At 73.6% G+C, this 24,002-nt stretch carries 15 protein-coding genes; 8 read left to right on the top strand and 7 right to left on the bottom strand.

What is annotated here, in order from left to right; genetic code table 11:
• Positions 1-413 precede the first annotated feature (413 nt).
• Positions 414-950, bottom strand: a complete 537-nt coding sequence (locus tag ACFW2G_RS25490; protein ID WP_384445628.1) for a MarR family winged helix-turn-helix transcriptional regulator — start codon at positions 948-950, stop codon at positions 414-416.
• Between the two features lie 124 nt (positions 951-1,074).
• Here ACFW2G_RS25490 and ACFW2G_RS25485 point away from each other — a divergent pair, with 124 nt between their 5' ends.
• Complete coding sequence (locus ACFW2G_RS25485; RefSeq protein ID WP_384445852.1) at positions 1,075-2,379, top strand: MFS transporter; 1,305 nt, start codon at positions 1,075-1,077, stop codon at positions 2,377-2,379.
• A 63-nt stretch (positions 2,380-2,442) separates the two neighbouring features.
• Here the strand turns inward: ACFW2G_RS25485 and ACFW2G_RS25480 are convergent, their stop codons facing one another.
• Positions 2,443-4,263: a SpoIIE family protein phosphatase gene (locus tag ACFW2G_RS25480; protein ID WP_384585499.1), complete on the bottom strand. Its 1,821-nt coding sequence runs from the start codon at positions 4,261-4,263 to the stop codon at positions 2,443-2,445.
• 135 nt (positions 4,264-4,398) lie between these two features.
• Complete coding sequence (locus tag ACFW2G_RS25475) at positions 4,399-5,829, bottom strand: NAD(P)/FAD-dependent oxidoreductase (protein WP_384585490.1); 1,431 nt, start codon at positions 5,827-5,829, stop codon at positions 4,399-4,401.
• 333 nt (positions 5,830-6,162) lie between these two features.
• On the opposite strand from ACFW2G_RS25475, the gene ACFW2G_RS25470 reads away from it, so the two are divergent.
• Together ACFW2G_RS25470 and ACFW2G_RS25465 are read left to right on the top strand one after the other, a co-directional pair.
• Positions 6,163-6,939, top strand: coding sequence for a TetR/AcrR family transcriptional regulator (locus tag ACFW2G_RS25470; RefSeq protein WP_037920070.1), 777 nt, complete (start codon positions 6,163-6,165; stop codon positions 6,937-6,939).
• Between the two features lie 266 nt (positions 6,940-7,205).
• Positions 7,206-9,215, top strand: a complete 2,010-nt coding sequence (locus ACFW2G_RS25465; protein ID WP_384585493.1) for a sigma-70 family RNA polymerase sigma factor — start codon at positions 7,206-7,208, stop codon at positions 9,213-9,215.
• A gap of 28 nt (positions 9,216-9,243) precedes the next feature.
• Here the strand turns inward: ACFW2G_RS25465 and ACFW2G_RS25460 are convergent, their stop codons facing one another.
• Positions 9,244-12,654 (bottom strand): BTAD domain-containing putative transcriptional regulator, encoded by a 3,411-nt coding sequence (locus ACFW2G_RS25460; protein ID WP_384681063.1) that lies wholly within the window; start codon positions 12,652-12,654, stop codon positions 9,244-9,246.
• 107 nt (positions 12,655-12,761) lie between these two features.
• Positions 12,762-13,268, bottom strand: a complete 507-nt coding sequence (locus ACFW2G_RS25455; RefSeq protein WP_037920073.1) for a MarR family winged helix-turn-helix transcriptional regulator — start codon at positions 13,266-13,268, stop codon at positions 12,762-12,764.
• 152 nt (positions 13,269-13,420) lie between these two features.
• Here ACFW2G_RS25455 and ACFW2G_RS25450 point away from each other — a divergent pair, with 152 nt between their 5' ends.
• A complete protein-coding gene (locus ACFW2G_RS25450; protein WP_384445635.1) occupies positions 13,421-14,689 on the top strand; it encodes an MFS transporter in 1,269 nt (422 codons plus the stop codon).
• A gap of 25 nt (positions 14,690-14,714) precedes the next feature.
• Here ACFW2G_RS25450 and ACFW2G_RS25445 read toward each other — a convergent pair whose 3' ends face one another.
• On the bottom strand, positions 14,715-16,904 hold the full coding sequence (locus ACFW2G_RS25445) for an asparagine synthase-related protein (protein ID WP_384584837.1): 2,190 nt from the start codon (positions 16,902-16,904) through the stop codon (positions 14,715-14,717).
• 640 nt (positions 16,905-17,544) lie between these two features.
• Here ACFW2G_RS25445 and ACFW2G_RS25440 point away from each other — a divergent pair.
• The 4 genes from ACFW2G_RS25440 (at position 17,545) to ACFW2G_RS25425 (ending at position 22,830) form a co-directional block, all read left to right on the top strand.
• Positions 17,545-19,245 carry a sporulation protein gene (locus ACFW2G_RS25440; RefSeq protein ID WP_384584834.1) on the top strand — a complete coding sequence of 567 codons (1,701 nt, stop codon included), beginning with the start codon at positions 17,545-17,547 and terminating at the stop codon, positions 19,243-19,245.
• Between the two features lie 59 nt (positions 19,246-19,304).
• Entirely contained in the window at positions 19,305-20,507 is a 1,203-nt protein-coding gene (lhgO, locus tag ACFW2G_RS25435; protein WP_384584831.1) for an L-2-hydroxyglutarate oxidase, read from the top strand.
• A 102-nt stretch (positions 20,508-20,609) separates the two neighbouring features.
• The gene (gene trmB, locus ACFW2G_RS25430) at positions 20,610-21,449 is read left to right on the top strand and encodes a tRNA (guanosine(46)-N7)-methyltransferase TrmB (RefSeq protein ID WP_037920080.1); all 840 of its coding nucleotides are present in this window, start codon (positions 20,610-20,612) and stop codon (positions 21,447-21,449) included.
• Between the two features lie 43 nt (positions 21,450-21,492).
• Positions 21,493-22,830 carry a PrsW family intramembrane metalloprotease gene (locus ACFW2G_RS25425; RefSeq protein WP_384584829.1) on the top strand — a complete coding sequence of 446 codons (1,338 nt, stop codon included), beginning with the start codon at positions 21,493-21,495 and terminating at the stop codon, positions 22,828-22,830.
• On the opposite strand, the gene ACFW2G_RS25420 is transcribed toward ACFW2G_RS25425, so the two are convergent.
• Positions 22,739-23,758: a M23 family metallopeptidase gene (locus ACFW2G_RS25420; protein WP_384584826.1), complete on the bottom strand. Its 1,020-nt coding sequence runs from the start codon at positions 23,756-23,758 to the stop codon at positions 22,739-22,741. The two genes, ACFW2G_RS25425 and ACFW2G_RS25420, sit on opposite strands and share 92 nt — an antisense overlap.
• Positions 23,759-24,002: the final 244 nt, after the last annotated feature.

Here is a 24,002-nt window from a genome sequence, read left to right as displayed (position 1 = left end):
GACGGGGTATCAACTTCTGGCGTTGATTTTTGGCACGCTGTTGAGTTCTCAAGGAACGGACGCTTCCTTTGTACTCACCCCAGCGACACTCGCTGTGGCTTTCCTCCGGGCTTTCGTTCTGCTGTCTTGCGTTTCCGACTCTATCAGACTCTTTCGGGCCTGACTCCCAGTCAGCGGGGTTTGCCTTCCGGGCTGTTGGGCCCTTCCGACTCCCAAACTCTAGTGGATATCCCCGGCGATTCATAATCGCGTCTCGGAAATGAATTCGGACATGCCGAAATCGTTCCCGGTGGGAGATCCTGCTGAGTTGAGTACCGCAACGAGGCGGCGGATTCGTTGTTTCCGAAACCTTCCGACTCCGGGGCAACTCGAAGAACCTTACGGACCCGCCGAGCCCGTGTCAACCCGCACGGTCAGCTGGGTGACTGGAGGTCCTCCACCCGGTCGAGCAGGCGCGCGAGCATGTCGCCCAGCACACCGCGCTCCGCCGTCGAGAGGTCCTGAAGGAGGTCCTCCTCGAAGATGGTGGCCGCCCGCATCGCGTCCAGCCACTTACTGCGGCCCTCGTCGGTCAGCTCAACGATCACGCGGACCCGGTTGGACTCGTCCCGCTCGCGGGTGACCAGGCCCTCCGCCGTCATGCGGTCGATCCGGTGGGTCATCGCCGCCGGCGTGAGACCCAACTGCTTCGCGAGCTCGCTCGGGCCCATCCGGTAGGGAGCGCCGGAGATGACCAGAGCCTTGAGGACCTCCCACTCCGCGTTGCTGATGCCCAGGGCGGCGGTCTGGCGCCCGTACGCGACGTTCATGCGGCGGTTCAGGCGGCTCAGCGCCGAGACGACCTTCTCGACCTGCGGGTCGAGGTCCTGGAACTCGCGCTGGTAGACGGCGATCTGCTCGTCGAGGCTCGGCTCGGGGACGGACGTCGTGCCGTCGGGGGTGTCACCCATGCATCGAAGTATGGCACGAACGCGTTGGCGTCTAACTCCTTCGGTGTGTACTATTAAGGATCGAACTTTAGGTATGAAGTCTTCAGTCTTCAGTTATCAAGGCAGGTGAGAAGTGACCAAGGTGATGGGCGCCGCGATGCGGCGGATCCAGGCCGGGAACGCGCTGACGGCGTTCGGCATCGGCTTCACGGTTCCGTTCCTCTACATCTACGTGGCGCAGGTGCGAGGTCTGGGCTCCATGGCGGCCACGAGCGCATTCGTGGCCTTCGCCCTGGGCGCCCTTGTCGCGCTGCCCTTCACCGGTCGGATCATCGACCGACGTGGTCCGGTGCCCGTGGTCATGGGTGCGGCCGTGGCCGCCTCGGCGGGTGCGCTCGCGCTCGGCCTCGCCACGGGAGTCGTGCCCATCCTGCTGTCCGCGCTGGCCCTCGGCGCCGGTCAGGCCGTGATGCAGCCGGCCCTGGCCACGATGATCGTGTGGTGTTCCACGCCGTCCACCCGTACCCGTGCCTTCGCCCTCCAGTTCTTCATGCAGAACCTGGGGCTCGGCATCGGCGGTCTCCTCGGCGGTCAGATCGTCGACGAGAGCCGGCCGGGGAGCTTCACCCTGCTGTTCGGTATCGAGGCCGTGATGTTCCTGGTGCTGGCGGGCGTCGTCGCCACCGTGCGGCTGCCGCAGGTGCCGGCCATCAAGGACGCCGTGCCGAAGGACCCGGCACAGGCCGGTGGCAGCGGTTGGAAGCGGCTGCTGCGCCACAAGACCATGGTGCAGCTGTGCGTGCTGGGCTTCGTGGTGTTCTTCGCCTGCTACGGGCAGTTCGAGTCGGGTCTCGCCGCCTTCGGTACGGAGGCAGCCGGGATCTCCCCCTCCACACTCGGTTTCGCCCTGGCCGCCAACACCGGTGCGATCGTCCTCGCGCAGTTCGTCGTGCTGAAGCTGGTCGAGAAGCGCCGCCGGTCGCGGGTGATCGCGCTCGTCGGGCTGATCTGGACGGGGGCATGGCTGATCGCCGGGTTCTCGGGGCTGGGACATGGCAGCGCGATGATGGCCGCCGCCGCGTTCATCACCACGTACGCGCTCTTCGGTATCGGTGAGGCCATGCTGTCGCCGACGCTGGCCCCGCTGGTCGCCGACTTGGCGCCCGAGGGCTCGGTGGGGCAGTACAACTCGGCGTTCGCGCTGGTCAAGCAGATGGCGCTGGCTTTGGGGCCGCTCGGGGTGCCGCTGGGTGCGGGTGTTCCGATGCTGTACATCGCGGTCTTCGTACTCGTGTCGCTCGGGATCGCCGGCCTGGCGCTGCGACTGGGCAAGGGCCTCACGCCGATGCAGGACAACCCCGTGCTGGCGAGCAGGATCGTCGCGCAGGGCGGTCCGGCCGCCGCGGTGAAGGAGTCCGCGCAGCCCGTGCACGCGGAGGCGCGGCGGTAGGTGCGCAGGCGAAAGGCCCGGGTCCGCGCGGACCCGGGCCTTCGGCGTGTCCGGGCGCTCGGGCTACTTGTCCGGCAGGGCGAACTCGCACCAGACGGCTTTGCCGCCGCCCGGGGTGCGGCGGGAGCCCCAGGAGGAGGCGATGGTCGCGACGATCGAGATGCCGCGGCCGGTCTCGTCGGCTGGTTCGGCGCGGCGGCGGCGCGGGAGGTGGTCGTCGCCGTCGGTGACCTCGATGATCAGCCGGCGGTCGGTACGGCGCAGCCGGAGGTGCATGGGCGGGGTGCCGTGCTGGAGGGAGTTCGCGACGAGTTCGCTCGCCGCGAGGACCCCGAGGTCGCACAGCTCGACGGGGAAGCGCCAGGAGGCGAGGACTCCTTGGGCGAAGGCCCGGGCGCGCGGGGCTGCCTCGATGCCGCCCAGGAGTTCCAGGGCGGCGTTGTGGAAGAGCTCGGCGTCCGCGCCGTTGCGCGCGGGCTGCTGGAGCACCATCACGGCGACGTCGTCGTCGTGGTCGGCGTCCACCCCGAGGGCGCGCATGAGGCGGTCGCAGATGACGGTGGGGGTGCCCTGGGCTCCGGCGAGAGCGCGTTCGAGCGCGGCGACGCCCTCGTCGATGTCCTCTCCGCGGCGTTCGACCAGGCCGTCGGTGTAGAGGACCGCGGTGGAGCCGGGGCCGAGCGGGATGGTGCCGGAGGTGTGCAGCCAGCCGCCGGTGCCGAGCGGCGGGCCGGTGGGGTCTGCGGCTCTGCGCACGGTGCCGTGCTCGTCGCGGACGAGGATCGGGAGGTGTCCGGCGGAGGCATACGCGAGCCGGCCCTCACTGGGGTCGTGGACGGCGTACACGCAGGTGGCGATCTGGCTCGCGTCGATCTCGGCGGCGAGTCCGTCGAGGAGCTGGAGCACCTCGTGCGGGGGCAGGTCGAGACGGGCGTAGGCGCGGACGGCGGTGCGCAGCTGGCCCATGACGGCGGCGGCGCGGACGCCGCGGCCCATGACGTCGCCGATGACGAGGGCGGTGCGTCCGGCGCCGAGGGTGATGACGTCGTACCAGTCGCCGCCGACGGCGGCCTCGGTGCCGCCGGGCTGGTAGGTGGCGGCGATGCGCAGGTCGTCGGGCTGTTCCAGCTCCTGCGGGAGCAGGGAGCGCTGGAGGGTGACGGCGGCTTCGCGCTGGCGGCGTTCGCTGGCGCGCAGGCGCTCGACGGCCTCGGCGTGGTCCGTGACGTCGGCGAGGTGGATCATGACGCCGCTGTCGTGGGCTTCCGATTCGGGCACGCTCCCGGTCTCCGTCCCGGTGCGGGGGAACTCGACGGGCGTGCAGGTGACGGTGTACGAGTTGCCGCCGCCCGGTGCGGAGCGGTTCTTGGCGGTGCGGGGCTTGCCGCTGCGCTGGACTTGGTCGAGGAGCGGGAGGAGGCCGAGCTCTCCGAGTTCGGGGAGGGCCTCGTGGGCGGGGGCGCCGGGGACGCGGGTGCCGAAGCCCGCGGTGTAGGCGTCGTTGACGTAGGCGACGCGGTGTTCGGGGCCGTGGACGAGGGCGACCAGGGCGGGGAGCCGGGCGAGGACCTCGCGGGCGGGGAGCTCGTCGAGGGAGGGCACGGCGGTGAGGGCGCCGGTCCGCCGGGCCGGGGTCGTGCCGGTGCCCGGTCCGGTGCTGCCCTTGGCCGTCCCGGTCGCCGTTCCTGTGCCGGAGACCGTGGGGTCCGCCGGGTGGCCGTCGGTGGCGGACGCGGACCGCTCCGCTCCGGGGTCGGGGCGGCCGCCGCGGGCTGCCGGGACCGCGCCTTCGCCCCGCTTGGCCTGGGCTGCGGCGTGTTCGGTCCGGGCGGCGGCGCGGCGCTGTGTTCCGGGGAACCGGGCGCTCCAGCGCGTGAAGTTCACTGCGTTCAAGCCTCGTGGTGTCGCGAGTGGTCGCTGTGTCGCTCGTGGGCGGTCGCTGACGGGACGCTGTCACTCTGTGCAGGTGTGAGCACACCTATGGTCACACGTCCAGTGTGGCCGACCGCACTGACAACGTCAGCCCTGGCCGTTCTTCGGGGGGTTGGGGGCGAGGGGCGGGGGAGGTGACTTGGGGCCGCCGCCTGCGGCCAGTTCGAATTCTGCCCTGGGGTGTTCGAGTGAGCCAAGGGAGACGATCTCACGCTTGAAGAGGCCGGAGAGGGTCCATTCGGCAAGTACGCGCATTTTCCGGTTGAAGCTCGGGACGCGGCTGAGGTGGTATGCGCGGTGCATGAACCAGGCCGGGTAGCGCTTCAGCTTGCGTCCGTAGATGTGGGCGACGCCCTTGTGGAGGCCGAGGGAGGCGACCGAGCCGGCGTATTTGTGGGCGTATTCGGTCAGGACCTCGCCGCGCAAGGCGGCGAGGAGGTTGTCGGCGAGGACCTTGGCCTGGCGGACGGCGTGCTGGGCGTTGGGGGCGCACTCGCGGCGGGGGCCCTCGGCGTCCGGCGGGGCGGTGATGTCGGGGACGGCGGCGGCGTCGCCCGCGGCCCAGGCGTGCTCGACTCCTTCGACGGTGAGGAAGGAGGTGCAGACGAGACGGCCGCGTTCGTTCTTGGGGAGGTCGGTCGCGGCCAGGACCGGGTGGGGTTTGACGCCGGCGGTCCAGACGATGGTGCGGGTGGGGAAGCGGGCGCCGTCGCTGAGGACGGCGACGCGGCCCTCGCAGGATTCGAGCCGGGTCTCCAGACGGACGTCGATGTTGCGGCTGCGCAGTTCGCGGACCGTGTAGACGCCCATCTCGAGGCCGACCTCGGGGAGGATGCGGTCGCTGGCCTCGACGAGGACCCACTTCATGTCCTCGGGCTTGATGTTGTGGTAGTACCGCGCCGCGTACCGGGCCATGTCCTCCAGCTCGCCGAGGGCTTCGACGCCCGCGAAGCCGCCGCCGACGAAGACGAAGGTGAGGGCGGCGTCGCGGATGGCGGGGTCTCGGGTGGAGGAGGCGATGTCCATTTGCTCGATGACGTGATTGCGCAGGCCGATGGCCTCTTCCACGGTCTTGAAGCCGATGCCGTAGTCGGCGAGGCCGGGCACGGGGAGGGTGCGGGAGACGGAGCCGGGGGCGAGGACGAGCTCGTCGTACTCGATCTCGATGGGGCCGACGCCCTCGTCGGCGGTGGCGAGGGTGTTGACGGTCGCGGTCCGTCTGGCGTGGTCGATGCTCGTGGCCTGTCCGATGACGATGCGGCACTTGCCGAGGACGCGGCGCAGGGGGACCACGACGTGACGCGGGGAGATCGCGCCCGCTGCCGCTTCCGGGAGGAAGGGCTGATAGGTCATGTACGGCTCGGGCGTGACCACCGTGACCTCGGCTTCTCCCGCTCTGAGCTTTCGCTGGAGCCGAAGCGCCGTGTACATGCCGACGTAGCCGCCGCCGACGATCAGGATGCGCGTGCGGGGCGGGGTACCGGGGGCCGCGCCCCGGGAGTTAGCAGCCTTCACCATCCCATGACGCAACGTGGCCGGGAGTTTGTCCACAGGCCCGGCACATTGTGTGACCGGTGGTGGTCCTGGGGCGGGGCGGAGGAGGACCTCTGGAGGTGGCGGAACTTCGCAGGTCAGGGCGGGCGGAGAGGGAGGTTCCGAGGGCATGGAAGGGAAAAGTGGGGGTGAATGCTCCGATCGGGCGGTGGTCCGTCCGGGGCTGCCTCTTCTGAATTGACTCTGGCTCAACTATGTTCGTATCTCGTCGAGGACCGGGCCTGAGACCGTGGCCCCCCTCGGCGTGAAGGCGGGGAGTGTCTCCGGGGGGAGACAAATGATTACCGGGGGATACATATGAACATTTCCGATTTCCATGGTTCTGCGACCGCTCTCTCGGTCGAGGGCGGCGGTCGCGCACTGACCAGCGCGACCACGCACGGTGTGGGCAGGTCCACGCCGCTGCGCGTCGACGCCCAGCGCAACTTGGAGCACGTGCTGCGCGCGGCCCGCGAAGTCTTCGGCGAGCTCGGCTACGGAGCTCCGATGGAGGACGTGGCACGCCGTGCGCGGGTCGGTGTCGGAACCGTGTACCGGCGGTTCCCGAGCAAGGACGTCCTGGTGCGGCGGATAGCCGAGGAGGAGACCGCCCGGCTGACCGAGCAGGCCAAGACGGCACTGGGCCAGGAGGAGGAGCCGTGGCAGGCGCTGTCGCGTTTCCTGCGCACCTCCGTGGCCTCGGGCGCCGGGCGGCTGCTGCCGCCTCAGGTGCTGCGCGTCGGCTCGACCGCCGAGGAGGCGGCCGGGGAGGCGGAGGAGGTGCGGGTTCCGCACCAGCGCCAGGCGGCAGAGGCGGCCGGGACTCCCGGCCTGCGGGTCGTGGGAGCGGCGCGGAGCGCCTCTGACGACGAGCCTTCGGACGACGCGGGTGCGGGTGCGCTGCTGGAGGTCGTCGGCCGGCTGGTGCACCGGGCGCGGGAGGCCGGTGAGCTGCGTGGTGACGTCACGGTGGCCGATGTGCTGCTGGTGATAGCGACGGCGGCGCCCGCGCTGCCCGACCCCGCGCAGCAGGCGGCGGCTTCGACCCGGCTGCTCGACATCCTGCTCGAAGGGCTGCGTTCCCGGACTGCGTGATCCCGGTGGGCCGGTGACGGGTCGGTGCCGGGCCGGTGACGGGTCGGTGCCGGGCCGGTGACGGGTCGGTGCCGGGCCGGTACGGGGTCGGTGCCGGACGGACATCCGGGTGCCGATGGTTCGTCGGCACGCGCGGCGGCGTGTTCGGTGATGTGTCGAAACCTTCCCGGACGGGTGGATGGCGCCCGGAGGGGTTCGACGCGTGTCCGCCATGTGACACGCTTAATCGGTGTACCGGTTGAGCGTGTCGTGCGGGGGCTTCCGCGATGAGCATTGACGGGCGTGAAGAGTCGTCCGGTGGCGCCGGCGGCGAGACCGAGCTGGGCAGCCTCCCCGCCCGGCAGGTGCCTGCGCAGCGCGAACCGGGCGGGCGGCGCGCACGTTCGTCGGGTCCCTCGGGTCCGGTCGGCTCCGGGGGTGAGCTGCCGCCGTCCGACGGGGACTTGATCGCCCGGATGCGAGCCGGTGACGACGGCGCGTACGCGGAGCTGTTCCGCCGCCACGCCGACGCCGTACGCCGCTACGCGCGGTCCTGCTGCCGGGACCAGCACACCGCGGACGACCTGACCGCCGAGGTGTTCGCACGAACCCTGCAGGCGGTACGGGGCGGGGCCGGGCCGGACCAGTCGGTGCGGGCCTATCTGCTCACCACCGTACGCAGGGTCGCGGCGACCTGGGCCAAGACGGCCAAGCGGGAGCACCTCGTCGAGGACTTCGCCGTCTTCGCGGAGCAGGCGGCCACGCGCACCGAGAGCGGCGCCGGGATGTCCGGGCTCTCGGGGGACGACACCCTCGAACTGGGCGCCGACGTGCGGGCCATGCGGGTGGCCGAGCAGTCGCTGGCCATGCAGGCCTTCCGGAGCCTGCCCGAGCGGTGGCAGGCCGTGCTGTGGCACACCACCGTCGAAGAGGCGTCGCCGAGTGCGATCGCCCCGCTGTTCGGGCTGAGCGCCAACGCGACGGCGGTGCTGGCCAGTCGCGCCCGCGAAGGCCTCAAGCAGGCCTACCTGCAGGCCCATGTGAGCTCGGCGCTGAGCGAAGGCGGCGACTGCGCGCGGTACGCGGACCGGCTGGGCGCCTACGCGCGGGGTGGGCTGCGGATGCGGGCGGAGCGGGGGCTGCGCAAGCACCTGGAGCAGTGCGTGAAGTGCCGGCTGGCCGCCGGGGAGCTCAAAGACGTCAACGCGGGGATTCCGGCGCTGCTTCCGGTTGCGGTCATCGGTTGGTTCGCCGCCGGGTACGCGGCCAAGGCGGCCGGGGTGATGGCCGGTGGGGCCGTCGCCGCGGGCGGGGCCGGGGCCGCGGCGGCCGCCGCGGGCAGTACGGCGGCCGGGGCCGGCGGGGCTGCGGGAGGTACGGCCGGTTCCGGGGCGGGGGCCGCAGGGGGCGCTGCCGGCGGGGCCGGAGCCGGTGGTTCCGGATCCGCGGCCGGGGGTGCGCTGGCGGCCGAGGGACTCGGGCTGCCGGCCAAGGCCGCCCTCGCCGCAGGTATCGCGGTCGCCACTGCAGCCGGGGTGGTGTTCGCGCTGGCCGGGGATGAGCCCGAGCCCCAGGCCCGGGTGAAGCCGGCGCCAAGCGTGGCGGCACCCGCCGTCCCCAGAGCACCCGCCTCCCCGTCGCCCTCGGCGGAGCCGAGCCCGCCGGAGCCGGAGCCGCAGCCCGCGCGGGCCTCCGTACCCCCGTCTCGCAAGCCGGCACCATCGGCCTCGGCCTCCCCGTCCCCGGCGGCGCCCTCGGTGTCTCCGTCGCCCTCCCCCAGCCGGGAGAAGCCCGCGCCCGCGCCGTCCCCGAGCACGCCCGCGCCGACGCCGACGACCCCGGCGCCGGTCCCGAAGCCGCCGCAGTCGTTCCGGCTGGCGGCCCTCCCCTACTCGGTGCGGGGCGACCACAGCGGCCCGGAGCTGCAGACCTGGCACAGCAGCTGGGTGTGGCAGCGGTGGGGGCTGCGGGTGGGCGACCGGCGGTTCGCGCAGGGCATCACCGTGAACTCGCGTTCCTCTGTGGAGATCGCCCTCAACCGGCAGTGCACCGGCCTCTCGGCCTGGGCCGGAGTGGACGGCCTGTCGCTGCTCACCGACGGGTCGCTGCGCTTCTCCGTCTACGCCGACGGGCAGCGGCTGTGGCAGTCCGGGGCCCTCGGGTACGAGGATCCGCCCGCGGCCGTCCAGGTCTCCCTCGAAGGGCGCACGTCGCTGCGGCTGGTGGTGGAGCGGGCCGGCCCGGGCCGGCTGCCGACGCTGGCGAGCTGGGCCGACGCGGTGATCACCTGCCGCTGAACGCCTGTCCGTGATCAGCGGCAGGTGATCAGCCGGCGGTGAGCGCGGTGACGAGCCCGGCCGGGGTGAGCACGGCGCCCGCCGCCTCCTCCCGCGCCCAGCGGTCGGGGCCGAGCAGCGCCCGGGTGCGCTCCGGCAGGCCGTCCACGACGGTTTCCTCGGGGACCGAGCGGGGCAGGCCCGCGCGCCAGGCGGTGGCCGCCGCGAGGGCCCGTACGGCCTCGGCGGGACGGTCGGCGTCGGCCAGGAACCGGGCAGCCGCCTCCGCGACGCCGGCCAGGACGCGCTCGGCGCAGCGCCCTGTGACGGCGGCGTGCAGAGCGGGTCCGATCAGAGCCAGTGCGGCCTCCGGCCCGTGTTCGCGTGCGGTGAGGAGGGCGTCGACGGTGTCCAGCCCGGCGGTGAGCTGGGCCGGCACGGTGATCCGTTCGGTCTGGACGCGGGCGAGCTCGCACTCCGTTCTGGCTCGGACGGCGTCCCCCCGCTGGAGGGCGAGGTGGGCCGCGAGGAACCGGGCGTAGGCACTGACATCCTGCGCGCCGCCGTGCCGGTCGGTCTCCTCCCCGGCCTCGGCCAGGAGCCGCTCGGCGTCGTCGAGGTCGCCCGCGCTGTAGGCGGCCTCGGCGATCCGGGCGATGGCGAAAGGCACCTCGCCGTGGTCCCCGACCTCGCGGGCGAGGCGCAGGCACTCCTCGAACTCGGTGCGGGCCTCGGCGTACCGGCCGCGCGAGAAGGCGATCTCCCCAGCGGCGCCGGCGACCTGGGCGCGGGTCCAGCGGTCCCCGACGCGCCGGGCGATGCCGTGGAGTTCGGCGAGGTCGGCGTCGACGGTGGACAGCCCTCCGGTGATGTCGATGGCGGTTCGGGCGCGCAGCATGAGGACGATGCCGAGTTCCCATTCGCTCGCATGCCGGCGGCAGTTCTCCACGGACCGGTCGAGGTCGGTCCCGATGTCGACGGCGTCGCCGACGAGGAAGGACGTGGCGGGCCAGAGGATCCCCGGGAAGACCGCGGTCTCGGGGGAGTCCCGGCGGAAGGCCGTCCTGATTCGGACGGCGAGCTCCCGGTATTCGGGCGTGCGGAACTTCCTGGCGGAGTCGCTGTCCGCGAGCAGGAACATGCCGAGGACCTGGAGGTGCATGCGGCGCCAGTACGCGGGCGTTCCCTCGGGCGCTCGGCCCGGGGTGAGGGTGAGGACCCGGGTCGTCCACTCGGCTCCCTCGACGCGGTAGTTGCGCAGCCACCAGAACCAGCCGAGGGCGCAGGCGAGCCGCTGTGCGGTTTCGGCGTCGGCCTCGTGGGCGGTCGTGGTGTGCAGGGCGGCACGGAGGTTGTCGAGTTCGGTCTCCACGAGCCGGATCCACGGGAGCTGGGCGGCGGTGCGGATCAGGGGTTCGGCCCGCTCGGCGAAGGCGAGGAAGTGGGCGGCGTGGCGGCGGGCGGTGGCTCGGGCCTCGGCCGGGTGGGCGGCGGCGCGTTCGGCGGCGTACTCGTGGATGGTTTCGAGCATGCGGTAGCGCATGCCGGTGCCGTCGGAGGCGGGGGCGGCGACCACGAGGGACTTGTCGACGAGGGAGCCGAGGGTGTCGGCGACGTCCGCGACGCCGTCCCCGGCCGGATCGGAGCACACGGCCTCGGCGGCAGCGAGGTCACAGCCGCCCGCGAAGACCGACAGCCGGCGCAGGACCGTGCGCTCGGCCTCGTCCAGCAAGTCCCAAGACCAGTCGACGACCGCACGCAGGGTCTGCTGACGCGGCAGGACCGTACGGGAACCACCAGTCAACAGCCGGAACCGATCGTCCAACCGATCCGCGATCTGCCGCGGGGTCAACAGCCGCAGCCGCGCCGCCGCCAACTCAATCGCCAACGGCAGCCCATCGAGACGACGGCAGATCTCCGCAGCGGCGACCGGATCCTCCTCCACCGCAAACCCGGCACGGGCCGCCGCCCCACGGTCGCCCAGCAGCCGCAGCGCAATCGGGTCGGGCAGCGGTTCCACCGGACGGACCATCTCCCCAGGCACACCGAGGGGTTCGCGACTGGTGGCCAAGACCTGAACACCAGGGCACTGCGTAAGGAGGCGTTCAGCAAGCGCCGCAGCAGCTTCGACAACGTGCTCACAGTTGTCCAACACCAGCAGCAGACGGCGGTGCGCACAGTGCTCGACGAGCCGGGTCGTGGGGTCGGCGGCGGCCGTCGGGGCCGGGGTCTCGCGGGCGACCAGGGAGTTCTCGCGCAGACCGAGGGCGCTCAGGACGGCGCCGGGGACGGCGTCGGGGTGGTCGAGGCGGGCGAGTTCGACGAGCCAGCCGGGCTCGGGGTGGGATGCGGCGGCGTGTTCGGCGAGGCGGGTCTTTCCCGAACCACCGGGGCCGGTGAGGGTGATGAGGCGCAGCCGGGCCAGGTCGTCGCGGAGGGCGGCCAGTTCGGGCTCGCGGCCGACGAAGGAGTTCAGACGGGGACGGAGATTGCCGCGCGGCGCCGGCACCGAGGCCGGCACCGAGGCCGGGCCCGGGGCCTCCGGGCGGGTGGACGGGGCCGGCGGGCCGGCCGGCTGCGGCGGCCGGCCGGGCGGGGGCTGGACGTTCTCGGTGTGCTGGGAGCTCTGGGAGCTCTGGGAGCTCTGGGAGCTCTGGGCTTTCAGCGGTGCCGGTGCGGTCCCCGGCGGTCGCGGAGTCCGTGACGGCAGGGACGTCTGCGGCGGCTGGGGCCGGAGCAGTTCCGCGTGCAGGGCGGTGAGTTCGGGTCCGGGGTCGGTACCGAGGCCGTCGGCGAGGGCGCGGCGCGTGCGTTCGTACGCGGCGAGGGCGTCGGCGTTGCGGCCGGCGGCTCGCAGGGCGCGCAGCTGCTGGGCGCGCAGCGGTTCGTCGTACGGGCTCTCGTGGACCAGCGCCTCGATCTCCGGCAGGAGCAGCTCCGGGGCGGTGGCGCCGCTGCGCAGGTCCGCCTCGATGCGGCGGCGCAGGGCGGCCGAGCGGCGGGCTTCGGGGGCGGCTGCGTGTGCGGTACGGGCGGGCTCGGCCAGGTCTGCGAGGGCCGGGCCGCGCCAGAGGGAGAGGGCCGTGCGCAGGGTGCGGGCGGCGGCCTCCGGGTCGGCGGCCAGCTCCCGGTCGCCCTCGGCGGCAAGGCGGGTGAAACGGTGGAGGTCGACGTCGTCGGGGGCGGCGGCGAGGCGGTATCCGCCGGTGGGGGCGGCGTGGACGGCGTCCCGGCCGCCGAGGGCCCGGCGCAGGCGGGCGACGAGCGCTTGGAGGGCGGCGGGGGCGTCCAGGGGCGGGGCCTCGCCCCAGACGTCGTCGACGAGTGCGGAGACGGCGGCCGTCCGGCCGGCGCGCAGGGCGAGCGCGGCGAGGAGTGCGCGCAGCCGGGCGCCGCCGATCGGAAGGGGGGCACCGGTCTCGTCGTGTGCCTCGGTGACGCCGAGGATGAGGTACCGCACCCGCCAATTCTGCCCGGCCGGGCGGTGGGTGGCGGCGCCATTCGGGGACGGGCCCGCGCCGGCGGTCGCGCCGCCGGGAGCGTGGTGACCGTCGGCGCGGCCCGGCCTCAGGTGATCGAGGTGTCGCCGCCGGCCTCCAGGAGGGTGCGCAGGGCCTCGGCGACCGTGGCGCAGGTGGCGGCGTCGAGGGGGGCGAGCAGTTCGGCGTACCGGCGCAGGTGGTCTTCGAGCAGCGACTCGGTGAGGCCGACGCTGTGCTCGGTCAGCCGGATCCGGACGGTACGGCGGTCCTGGCCGTCCCGCACCCGTTCCACCAGCCCCTTGGCCTCCATGCGGTCGATGCGGTTGGTGATCGCCCCGGAGGTCACCATGGCGGCCGGGATGAGGGCTCCGGCGGTGAGCGCGTACGGAGGGCCGCTGCGGCGGAGGGTGAAGAGGATGTCGAGCTCACCCGCCTCCAGGTCGTGTTCTGCCGCGAAGGCCTTGAGGTGCTTGTCGAGGATCCGGTTCATCCGCTGGATCCGGGCCAGGACCTCGACCGGCCACAGGCCCGGTACCAGCTCGGGACGCTCCCGCGCCCACTGGCCGATGATCGCGTCCACCGCGTCGCTCATGCCGCCTCCTCTTCCGTCGACGTGCGCCCGTCGACGTGTCTGTCGACCTCCAGAATATCTCAACGTTGAGACACTTGACGTTGAGAGGATGGCCCTGCTTTTATCTCAACGTTGAGATTCTGAACCTTGAGACGGATCGGAGCCGGCGCCACATGACCCCCAAACCCGTCAACGCCACCACGGCCACCACAGCAGCGACCGCCACTACGGCCACGACCGCCGCCACCGCCACGAAGCCCGCCCCCGGCACCGCCCCGGTCCCCGTGCTGTGGCTCGCCCTGCTCGCCACCCCCGTGGCCGCCACGGCCAACGCCCCCGTGCTGATCCTTCCGGACATGGCCGCCTCCCTCGGGGTGGACACCTCGACCGCGGCCCGGCTCGTCGCCGCCTTCGCCTGGGCCATGGCCGTCTCCGTCCCGCTGCTGGCCGGGCTGCTGCGCCGCCGGGGCCTCACCCCGGTCCTCCGGCTGTCCACCGCCCTCCTCCTCGGCGGCACACTCCTCGTCGCCGCATCCCCCTGGCTGGCGGCGGTCCTCCTCGGCCGAGCCGCCCAGGCCGTGGGCGGCGCCGGCCTGGTGGCGGCCGCGATGAGCCTGGCCGGCTCGGCCCGCCGCATGGGCGTCATCAGCGCCGGCTTCGGCATGCTGGGCGCGTCCGGCCCGCTGCTCGGCGCGCAGCTCTCCCACACCGTGTCGTGGCGGCTCTCGCTCTCGGTGTCCCTGGTCTCGCTCCTGGCGGTGCCCGCGGTGAGTCGGTACGCGCAGGCCCCGGCCGCCGCCCCGCAGGGTCGGTTCGACACGCGCGGCGCCGCACTGCTGGCCGTGCTGGCCACCGCCCTCGTCCTGCTCCCCCACGCGCCGGCCGCCGCCCTGGGCTCCGCGGCCATCGCCGCCGGGCTCCTCACGCTCCACATGCGGCGCCGGCCCGACGGATTCGTCCCGGCCGCCCTGGTCCGCAGCCGCCTCTTCCTCGGCTCGGCTCTGCTCGCGTGCGCGCTGTCGACCTCGTACTTCACCCTGCTGTTCGCCGTGCCCCGGCTGCTCACCGACCGCGCGGGCTGGGACGTCACCGCGGCCGGCACCGGTCAGCTCGTGACGCTGCTCACCGGATCCGCGCTCTCCTGGCTGCTGGCGGCGGGCTCGGCGCGCATGGGCCGGACGGCCGTACGCGCCGTACTGGTCTCGGTCGGCACGCTGGCCGTGGTGCTCGCGGTGTTCGGGAGCTCGGGCCCGCTGCTCCTGGCGGCCACCCTCGGCGGCGTGTTCGGTGCGGCCGGCGCCAGTGCCGTGCTGTCGGTGCAGGCCGCGTCGAGCGCCCCCGACGCCCAGCGCCCCACGGCCATCGGCCTGTTCACCCTCTGCTACCAGCTGGGCGGCGCCTTCGGCCCGGCGATCGCGACCGCCCTGGTCCTGGGCCGGTAGGGTCCGGTCAGCCGGTAGGGCCCGGTCAGGAGAGCGCCGGGCGGTGCACCGGAACCCCCTCGGGCACGGCCCTCCGTCGGGCCGCCGAGGTACCCGTCCAGCAGGTGCCGCGCCGGGCCAGCAGCCGGTGCAGCCACAGCTCCATCGAAACGAGTTCCGCGAGCCCGTCCAGCGGGACCGGCCGTCCGTCGGCCGCGTCGAGCAGGGCCTGGCGCACGACCCGGGCCTCGATCAGCCCGGCGTCCGCGAGCAGCGGGGCGGCGAAGAGGTCCAGCAGGTCACCCAGGGCGGCGCGCAGCCCCAGCCTGGTCGCCGTCTCGTTCGGCGCGTGCGCGGTGGCGCCCCAGCCCGGCGGGAGTTCGCGCACGCCGGCCGAGTACAGGACGCTGCGCAGGATCTCCGCCCGGGCGCCGGGCTGCACGCGCAGGGATTCGGGCAGGGCACGCGCAGCCCGTACGACCTGGTTGTCGAGGAAGGGGGCGTGCAGGCGCTGGCTGCGCACCTCCACGGCCTGCTCGAAGACCCGGTGGTCGGCGGCCTGGCGGGCCAGTGCGGAACGCGCCCGCGCCTCTCCCGGCCGCAGCGACAGCGGCGGCCGCCCGGCCGCGGCCGACAGCCGGATCGATACTTCCGCCAGCGCCTCCCCGGTGAGCCAGCCCGCCGCCGGACCCGGCCGGGACCAGGTCAGGGCCGCGAGGGAAGCGTCCACCGGGCCGGAGGCTCGTTCGGTGACCCCGCCTTCGCGGAGCCTGGCCGCGGCGGCCTCCATGCCCGCGCGGTACGTCGTACGGGCCAGTCTGCGGGCCGCCGAGTACACGGTGAGCGGCACCAGCAGGGACTCCCCGGCCGCTCCGGCGGCCGAGGCGGAGCGGGCCAGCGCCGCCACCGGGCGCAGCAGGTGGCGCCGACGGCGGTCCATCAGGAGGTCGGCCATGCGGGCCGGATGGGCGTCGAGGACCTGCCGGGCGCCGTGGCCGGTGAAGTGGTCGGCCGCTCCCGCGGCGAGTCTGCGCCGCTCGCGGGCGGCGAAGACCAGCGAGGGGCCGGGTTCGTCGGTGAGCGGGCCGTCCAGGTCGGTGTACGGCAGGGCCTCGGCCGCGGCGGCGACCACGACGTGGTGCAGGCGCGGGTCTGCCGCCACGGCCCTGGCGCGTTCCAGTTCGTCCTCGCGCCCCTGCGGGGTGGCCAGGTCGTTGAAGGTGACCGCGAGCAGCCGGGCCCCGGCAGGGCTGGTGAGACTGCCGGGGGCACCCGGCAGACCGGCCGCCAGGAGAGCGAGCGTCGCGGAGGCGCTGCCGCCGGACAGGTCGGCGCCCACCCCGGGGGCCGGGGCACCGCGGGCAGCACGCCGGTCGGCCGGTCCCATGCCGGGCACGGGGCCGGGATCGTACGGTGGCCGGGTGTCGGGAGCATGCCGCGGAGCCGTGAGCCGGGCGCGCACCGCATCCACCAACGCTTCCCGTACGCCCTCCACCGCCCGGTCGGCGTCGGCCTCGGGCGCGGCCACGGCGAGCGAGGCCACCTGCTCGTAGCCGGTGATCTCGCGGGAGCCCTCGCGCAGGATGAGGGCGTGCCCGGGCGGGATGCGGCGGACGCCCGCGTACGGGGTGCCGTCGCCCAGTGCCTCCGGGCTGTCCGGACAGGCCAGCAGGGCGGCGAGATGGCCGATGTCGAGCTGGGCCTCGATGAGGTCGGCGAGCGGGAGCGCGGCGGTGGCGTAGGCCGTCCCGCTCGCCCAGGGCGTGTAGAAGACGGGCCGGGCGCCCGCGAGGTCGCCGACGACGGTGATGCGGCGGCCGGCCTGGACCACGGCGGTGTAGCTGCCGGACCACTGGGTGAGGTGGCGCAGCGCACCGCCGCGGGCCGCGTAGAGGGCCCTGCGCAGCTCGGCGTCGGTCGCGCCGCAGCAGCCGAGCACGGCGAGCCGGGTGAAGGGGTCCGAGGGGTCCGCGGTGACCATGCGGATCTCGTCGGGGCGCCAGTCGCCGACGGCCCAGAGCGGGTCGGGGTCGCCCCAGAGCAGCTGGGCACCGACGGGGTGGACGGTGCGCTCCGCGTCCGCGCCGGGGTCGGCCGCGTGGGCGGCGTCGGCGATGCCGCCGTCCAGGGGCGCGCCGCCGTGTCCGCCCGGTCCGTGGCCGGGAACCTGGCCGGAGACGCGGCCGGCCGTGCCGAAGCTCGCGGCGATACTGCTCCACCCCACCAACCAGCGCACCGCCGCCTCCCCAGCCTGTGGGCACATGACCGGGGCATGGGCAGCACGGACAGCGCTGAGCGCGCAGCCTGCGGGACCCCGGTGGCTCGGGTCCATGCTGCCACGGGACAGGCGTGCGAGAGGGGTTATAGGGGGCGCACAAGCAAACGAATACGCCCCGGCCACACGGTATTTGACGTTCCGTTCCCACCGCCCTATAGGTCACTTTCGGCCATTCTTGGGCCGCCCGGAGAGTCGTTGCGCGCGGTCGGCGCCCGGCACCCGGGCGCGGCCCGGGAGACGTGATCCGCCTCCCGGACCGTTCCGCCACCCGCGGGGATTGAGGTAGCGGCGTCCCCCGGCCCACCCCGGTTCACCCGGCGGACCGACCCACGCACCGCACATCGAATCGCCGGGCCCGCGGACCGGCCAGAGCGCACGGGCGGGCGCACGGCCACACAGGCGGAGCACGCGGGGAAACGTGCGCCCCTGCCGCCTGCCCCGGGCCGGACCGCGCAAACGGACAACAATCCCGCCATACGGAAGTAAGGGCCTTAACGCTTGGGAGGCGGGGAACTACGCTGGGTTTACGAAATGCCGGGCGCCTATGCCCCGGCGGCGTATGCGTTGTGTGCGTTCCGCGTGTGACGAGGGGTGGCGCATGTCCAGGGAGCTCCGCGAGCCCAATGAGAAGCTCGGCGCCGTCCTCGCCCTCGCGGGCATCAGCAACGCCGGGCTGGCCCGGCGCGTCAACGACCTCGGCGCGCAGCGCGGCCTGACGCTTCGGTACGACAAGACCTCGGTGGCCCGGTGGGTGTCGAAGGGCATGGTGCCGCAGGGCGCGGCCCCGCACCTGATCGCCGCCGCCATCGGCGCGAAACTGGGGCGGCCGGTGCCGCTGCACGAGATCGGCCTGGCGGACGCGGACCCCGCGCCCGAAGTGGGGCTGGCCTTCCCCCGCGACGTCGGAGCGGCCGTGCGCTCGGCCACCGACCTCTACCGGCTCGACCTCGCAGGGCGGCGCGGCGGGGGCGGGATCTGGCAGTCGCTCGCGGGCTCGTTCTCCGTGGCGGCCTATGCGACGCCCGCGTCGCGGTGGCTGATATCTCCCGCCGACAGCTCGGTGGCGAGGGAGCCGGCGGCCTCGACCGGTCCGGCCGGCTCGACAGGTCCGGCGACCCCGGCACCTCCGGCGCCCCAGGCCGGATCGGCGGGTCCGGCCGGATCGGCGGGTCCGGTACGCCACCCGTCCGCGGCTGCGACCTCCTCGACTCACGACGCTCCGGCCCAGGACGCACCGGCGCCAGCTCCCCGACCCTCCCCGGAAGGCCGTACGACCGGTCCGGCGACGGGCCGGATGGCAGCTCCGGCAGGCCGGACGGCAGGCCCGCCGTCCACCGTTGTGCCCGCGCAGTCCGGCCCCGAAACGCCGCGCGACCACGTGCAGCGCGTGGGTCACAGCGATGTGGCCAAGCTGCGCGAGGCCGCCGAGGACGCCCGCCGCTGGGACTCCAAGTACGGCGGCGGCGACTGGCGTTCGTCGATGGTCCCCGAGTGCCTACGGGTGGACGCGACCCCGCTGCTGCTGGGCTCGTACACCGACGAGGTGGGTCGCGCCCTCTTCGGCGCGACCGCCGAACTGACCCGGCTGGCCGGGTGGATGGCCTTCGACACCGGCCAGCAGGAAGCGGCCCAGCGGTACTACATCCAGGCGCTGCGCCTGGCCCGCGCGGCCGCGGACGTACCGCTCGGCGGATACGTACTGGCCTCGATGTCCCTCCAGGCGACCTACCGCGACTTCCCGGACGAGGGCGTGGACCTCGCGCAGGCCGCCGTCGAGCGCAACCGCGGCCTGGCCACGGCGCGCACGATGAGCTTCTTCCGGCTGGTCGAGGCCCGGGCGCACGCGAAAGCGGGCGATTCGACGGCCGCCGGAGCGGCGCTGCGGGCCGCGGAGGGCTGGCTGGAGCGGTCCCGTGAGGGCGACCCCGATCCGATCTGGCTCGGCTTCTACTCATACGACCGTTTCGCCGCGGATGCGGCGGAATGCTATCGGGACCTCAAACTCCCCCGGCAGGTCCGGCGCTTCACCGAGCAGGCGCTGTCCCGGCCCACGGAGGAGTACGTGCGATCCCACGGACTGCGGCTGGTCGTCAGCGCGGTCGCGGAGCTGGAATCGGGCAATCTGGACGCGGCGTGCGCGGCGGGCACCCAGGCGGTGGAGGTGGCGGGCCGGATCTCCTCGGCACGCACGACCGAATACGTGCGGGACCTGCTGCACCGCCTGGAACCCTACGGTGACGAGCCGCGCGTCGCGGAGCTGCGCGAGCGGGCCCGGCCCCTCCTGGTGGCTCCGGCGTAGACCCGCGTGGCCCCGCTGTCGGTGCGGGGGTGCAGTATGCAGGGGTGGGAGGTGTCGGCATGGGTGGTGGCGTGGACTGCGATGTGCTGGTGATCGGCGGCGGAATCGTCGGCCTGTCGACGGCGCATGCCTTGTCGCGCCTGGCTCCGGGGACGAGGGTGGTCGTCCTGGAGAAGGAGCCGGGCCCGGCCCGGCACCAGACGGGACGCAACAGCGGTGTGATCCACAGTGGGATCTACTACCGTCCGGGCTCGCTGAAGGCGCGCTTCGCGGTGAGCGGCGCCGCCGAGATGGTGAAGTTCTGCGCGGAGCACGGGATCCCGCACGAGGTGACGGGCAAGCTGATCGTCGCCACCGAGCGCGAGGAACTGCCCCGGCTGCACGCCCTGGTCCAGCGCGGCCGGGAGAACGGCATTCCGGTGCGCGAGCTGGGCCCGGCCCAGATCACCGAGTACGAGCCGCAGGTGCAGGGACTGGCCGCGATCCACGTCGGCAGCACCGGCATCGTGGACTACGGCCGGGTGAGCGCCCAGCTGGCGGAGTCCTCCGGCGCGGAGATCGTCTACGGCGCCGAAGTGGACCTCGTTTCGCGCCGCGCGTCGGCGGTCGCCGTGCGCACCAGGTCCGGGTTGGTCTTCCGGGCCCGGATGCTGGTGAACTGCGCGGGCCTGCACTGCGACCGGATCGCCCGCCTGACCGGCGACGACCCGGGCATGCGGATCATCCCCTTCCGGGGCGAGTACTACGACCTGGCCCGCCCCGGCCTGGTCCGGGGCCTGGTCTACCCGGTGCCCGACCCGGCGTTCCCCTTCCTCGGGGTGCACCTCACCCGCGGCATCGGCGGAGGCGTCCACGTCGGCCCCAACGCGGTCCCCGCGCTGGCCCGGGAGGGCTACGACTGGTCGACGGTGCGCCCGCGGGACGTCGCCGACGAGCTGGCCTGGCCGGGCGCCTGGCGGATGGCCTCCCGGCACTGGCGGTACGGGACGGGCGAGATCCACCGCTCACTGTCGAAGCAGGCCTTCACCCGGGCGGTACGGCGCCTCCTGCCGGCCGTCACCGCGGCGGATCTGCACCCGGCCGCGGCCGGCGTCCGTGCACAGGCCGTCCTGCGGGACGGCACCCTGGTGGACGACTTCCTGATCCGCGACGCCCCGCGCACGATCCACGTTCTCAACGCCCCCTCACCCGCCGCAACGGCCTCCCTCCCGATCGGCCGCGAAATCGCCACCCGAGCCCTCCGCACCCTCTCAGCGGCCTGATCGGAGCGCACCCCGCCGCCGGGGAGCACCCCGCCGCCGGAGCCGACCCACCCGCCGCTCGCGCGGCGCCGGCACGACCCCCCGTCGTAGAATCAGCGCATTGTGTCTGAGTCCCTGAACCCCACGCCGCCCGCCGTCCCGGACGCCCCCGTCGCCGACTACTCCGCCGACGCCGCGCCGGAGGCGAACTCGTACGTGCCCCCGAAGTGGCGCACCGAGCCCCGCTTCCCCGACGGCCCCGCGCCGGACCCGGCCGGCTCGCACCACGAGCGGCGCATCCGGAGCTTCCAGCCCCGCCGCAGCCGGGTCACCACCGGACAGGGCGAGGCGCTCAAGCGGCTCTGGGGCACCTGGGGCCTGGACATCGACGGCCACTCGGTCATCGACCTCACGACGCTCTTCGGCGACCTTCCGGTCGTCCTGGAGATCGGCTTCGGCATGGGTGAGGCCACGGCGCAGATGGCCGCGGCCGACCCCGCCACCGGCATCCTCGCCGCCGACGTGCACACCCCCGGCCAGGGCAACCTCCTCGCCCTCGCCGAGCGGGGCGGCCTCGACAACGTCCGCGTCGCCAACGGGGACGCGATCATCCTGCTCCGCGAGATGCTGGCGCCCGACGCGCTCGCCGGGATCCGCGTGTACTTCCCGGACCCGTGGCCCAAGGCCCGCCACCACAAGCGGCGGCTGATCCAGCCCGAGTTCCTCACGCTGGCCGCCACCCGCCTGGCACCCGGGGGCGTCCTGCACTGCGCGACCGACTGGGAGCCCTACGCCGAGCAGATGCTCGAAGTCCTCACGGCCCACCCCGACTTCGAGAACACCCAGCCCGACGGCGGCTACGCGCCGCGGCCCGACTTCCGACCGCTCACCCGCTTCGAGGGGCAGGGCCTCGACAAGGGGCACGTCGTACACGACTTGCTCTTCCGTCGCACGGAGAACTGACAACGTCACCGCACGTGTCCGAGCAGATCGCTAGGGTCATGATGTGTTCCGAGCGCTCCGCCCCGTTCTCGCGCGTCGTCCGTCCGGCACGTTCCGCACGTGCGTGCTCCTCGTCCTGCTCGCCGCCACCGGCGTCGCCATCCTCGAACTCGTGCGGGAGCAGACCGGCACGCCGGGCTTCTTCGTCGGCCTCGGTCTGGCCCTGCTGCCGGTGCCGGCGCTCATGGCGGCCTTCCGGTGGCTGGGCCGGGCCGCGCCGGCGCCCTGGTCCCAGCTGCTGTTCTGCTTCGGCTGGGGCGCCTGCACCGCCGCCCTGATCGCCATACTGGCGAACAACTTCGCCACCCGGTGGATAGCCGCCGCGACCGCCGACCCCTCGGGAGCGGACCGGCTCGGCTCGGTCGCCATCGCCCCGGTGGTGGAGGAGAGCGCCAAGGCGGCTGCCGTGGTGCTGGTGTTCGTGTTCTGCAGACGCCATTTCACCGGCCCTGCCGATGGTTTCGTGGTGGCCGGCTTCGCCGCCATCGGCTTCGCCTTCACCGAGAACATCCTCTACCTCGGCAACGCCTACGTGCAGGACCTCGCCGACGGGACGGGCGTCCTGGACTCGGTGACCGCGGCGACCTTCTTCGTACGGATCCTGCTGTCGCCGTTCGCACACCCGCTGTTCACGGTGCTCACCGGGCTGGGTTTCGGCGTGGCCGCGGTCAGCGCGCAGCGTTGGCGCAGGATCTGCCTGCCGCTGATCGGGCTGGCGCTCGCCATGGGGACGCACTCCCTGTGGAACGGCTCCTCGCAGTTCGGCGACCACGGCTTCTACGTCGTCTACGGCTGTGTGATGGTCCCGCTGTTCGGGCTGCTGGTGTGGCTGGCCGTGCGGATGCGGCGCAGCCGGCTGCGGGCCGTGGCCGGGGAGCTCGCGCTGTACGCGGCCGCGGGCTGGCTGGCTCCCGCCGAAGTGCCCGCCCTGGCCTCGGTGCCGGCCCGGTCGCTCGCCCGCGAGCTGGCACGGCGCGGCGGGGGCCGGGCTGCCGGACGTGCGGTGGCCCGGTACGAGGCGGACGCTCTCGCCCTGGCGCTGCTGCGGCACCGGGCGCGCCGCGGGGGGCCGCTGCGCGAGGCGGACTTCGCGGGCCGGGAAGGAGAGCTGCTTCGGCGGCTGTGGCGGAGCCGCGCGACCGCGGGACCCGCGCTGGCACGGGCGGCGGCGATGGAGGAGCTGCTTCCGCCGCGCTCCGGTCCGTGCGGGCCGCAGCAGTTGCCCGGGCCGCGGCGCGCGGAGCCGTCCGTCAGACGTTCAGGCCCTTGGACTCCAGCCAGGCCAGCGGGTCCGTCGTCGATCCGCCCTTGCGTACTTCCAGGTGGAGATGGGGTCCGGTGACGTTTCCGGTGGCCCCGACCCGGCCGATGGTGTCTCCGGCGCCGACCGGGCCCGAGGTCACCGACATCGAGGAGAGATGGCAGTACCAGACCTCCGTACCGTCTTCGAGCTCCAGCACGATCCGGTATCCGTACGCCCCGGACCAGCCGGCCGAGGTGATCTTCCCGGCACCGACCGCCTTGACGGGCGTACCGGTGGGAGCCGCGAAGTCGAGGCCGGTGTGGTGGCCGGAGGACCACATGGAGCCGGAGACTCCGTAGTGCGAGGTGAGGGTGTAGGCGGAGGTGGGCAGGGACCAGCTCCCGGCCGAGGCCTCGCGGCGCTCCTGCGCGGCCTTCGCCTCGGCGGCCTTCCTCGCGGACTCGGCCTCCTCCGCGGCCTTCGCCTCCGCCTCGGCCCTGGCCTCCTCGGCCGCCTGACGGGCCACCTCCAGCTTGTCCTTGGCCTCCTGGGCCGCCGCTTCCCGGGCGACGCGCTCGGCTTCCGCGCGCGCCTCGGCCTCGGCGGCCTCGTACTGCGACTCGGCCTGCTGGAGGATGCGGTTGCGCAGTACCTCGCCGGCGTCCGCGCCGCGGTCGGCCTGCTGGGTGGTGACCCCCGCCGTCCCACCGCGTGCGGTGTCCTCGCCGGAATCTCCGCCGCTCTGGCGCTCGTCGTCGCCGGTCAGCAGGTCGGGGAGGGAGGGCACGGATATGGCGACCTGAGGCCGGTCCTGAGCGGTGGCGATGCCGCTGGCACCGACGGCCGCGATGACACCGACACCGAGCACGGTGGAGCTGCGGGCGAGTCCCCCGCGCTGCTTGGCGACACGGTGCTTGCCCTTCACCGGGCGGACCGAGTCCTCGGTGGGGTTCCACTCGCCCCAGGCACCCGCGGTGGGCGGATCCTGGATCTCGATGCCTTCAGGAGCGGGCGAGTTGGAGGCCACCGGGGCACACTCCTCATGGACACGCACGCGCACGGTGCCGTCTCTTGCGACGGCCGGGACGACCGCGCTGCGTTATCGAAAGGTAATAGAAGTGGGGGAGTGATTCCAAGCCGTTGCGCTTGATCGTTCCTGGCAATCGACCACGCCCTGGCTTGCTTTGGCCATCTCTTTTCGCTCAAAAAGCGGCCAAGTCGGGCAAAAATCAGCCGAGTACGCCATCTCGTCGGCCACCAAAGCGCCATGA

It is taken from the genome of Streptomyces sp. NPDC058880 (genome assembly GCF_042742535.1).
Taxonomy (GTDB): Bacteria; Actinomycetota; Actinomycetes; order Streptomycetales; family Streptomycetaceae; genus Streptomyces.
The sequence above is the reverse complement of the archived record's forward strand: the minus strand, read 5'-3'. Positions and strand labels throughout refer to the sequence as shown.

Excerpts from the sequence above, each read along its gene's own strand:
- ACFW2G_RS25490 (WP_384445628.1), bottom strand. The coding sequence starts at position 950 with ATGGGTGACACCCCCGACGGCACGACGTCCGTCCCCGAGCCGAGCCTC.
- ACFW2G_RS25440 (WP_384584834.1), top strand. The coding sequence starts at position 17,545 with ATGTCCAGGGAGCTCCGCGAGCCCAATGAGAAGCTCGGCGCCGTCCTC.
- ACFW2G_RS25465 (WP_384585493.1), top strand. The coding sequence starts at position 7,206 with ATGAGCATTGACGGGCGTGAAGAGTCGTCCGGTGGCGCCGGCGGCGAG.
- ACFW2G_RS25470 (WP_037920070.1), top strand. The coding sequence starts at position 6,163 with ATGAACATTTCCGATTTCCATGGTTCTGCGACCGCTCTCTCGGTCGAG.
- lhgO (WP_384584831.1), top strand. The coding sequence starts at position 19,305 with ATGGGTGGTGGCGTGGACTGCGATGTGCTGGTGATCGGCGGCGGAATC.
- ACFW2G_RS25455 (WP_037920073.1), bottom strand. The coding sequence starts at position 13,268 with ATGAGCGACGCGGTGGACGCGATCATCGGCCAGTGGGCGCGGGAGCGT.
- ACFW2G_RS25475 (WP_384585490.1), bottom strand. The coding sequence starts at position 5,829 with ATGGTGAAGGCTGCTAACTCCCGGGGCGCGGCCCCCGGTACCCCGCCC.
- ACFW2G_RS25450 (WP_384445635.1), top strand. The coding sequence starts at position 13,421 with ATGACCCCCAAACCCGTCAACGCCACCACGGCCACCACAGCAGCGACC.
- ACFW2G_RS25485 (WP_384445852.1), top strand. The coding sequence starts at position 1,075 with ATGGGCGCCGCGATGCGGCGGATCCAGGCCGGGAACGCGCTGACGGCG.